This window comes from Mesorhizobium sp. M0663, from assembly GCF_040320585.1.
Classification (GTDB): domain Bacteria; phylum Pseudomonadota; class Alphaproteobacteria; order Rhizobiales; family Rhizobiaceae; genus Mesorhizobium.
Map to the genome: position 1 here is coordinate 1 of NZ_JAMYPX010000116.1, position 616 is coordinate 616.

The 616-nt window shown below is 60.6% G+C and carries 2 protein-coding genes; both read right to left on the reverse strand.

Features of this window, described 5'->3' with window-relative positions; translation table 11 throughout:
* Window positions 1-205, reverse strand: a 205-nt coding sequence (locus NKI54_RS36370; protein ID WP_352694676.1) for an ATP-binding cassette domain-containing protein, incomplete at its 3' end; no start/stop codon positions are given.
* Between the two features lie 68 nt (window positions 206-273).
* Window positions 274-616 (reverse strand): ABC transporter permease subunit (locus tag NKI54_RS36375; RefSeq protein WP_352694678.1); only part of this gene is annotated, 343 nt, incomplete at its 5' end.

Here is a 616-nt window from a genome sequence, read left to right on the forward strand (position 1 = left end):
TTTGGGAGGCATCCTCTTCGCCGAAGAAGATCTTTCCGCGGGTCGGCCGCTCCAAGCCGGCAATCAGCCTGAGCAGCGTCGTCTTGCCGGAACCGGAAGGTCCGAGCAACGCGATCAACTCGCCGGACTTGATGTCGAGCGAGATGTCGTGAAGCGCCGGAAACCGCTCAAACTCCTTGCGCACGTTGACAACGCGAACTTCCATCAACCGTCCCTTTTTGTCGATGCATGTCGTTGTCCCAAAACCGCTACGCACTTTTGGGCGACATGCATTCAATGTCCGCGCATCGCGGCGATCTCGGCGCCGTAGCGCATCTCGAGAAGTGTTTTCAAGACCAGCGTGACGAGCGCCAGGCCGGCAAGCAGCGAAGCGACGGCAAAGGCGGCGGCGGCATTGTACTCGTTATAAAGGATTTCGACATGCAGCGGCATGGTGTTGGTCAGCCCGCGTATGTGGCCCGACACGACCGAGACGGCGCCGAACTCACCCATCGCGCGGGCATTGCACAACAGCACGCCGTAGAGCAATCCCCATTTGACGTTGGGCAACGTCACGTACCAGAACGCCTGCCAGCCATTGGCCCCGAGCGACAGGGCTGCCTCCTCGTCGCCATTG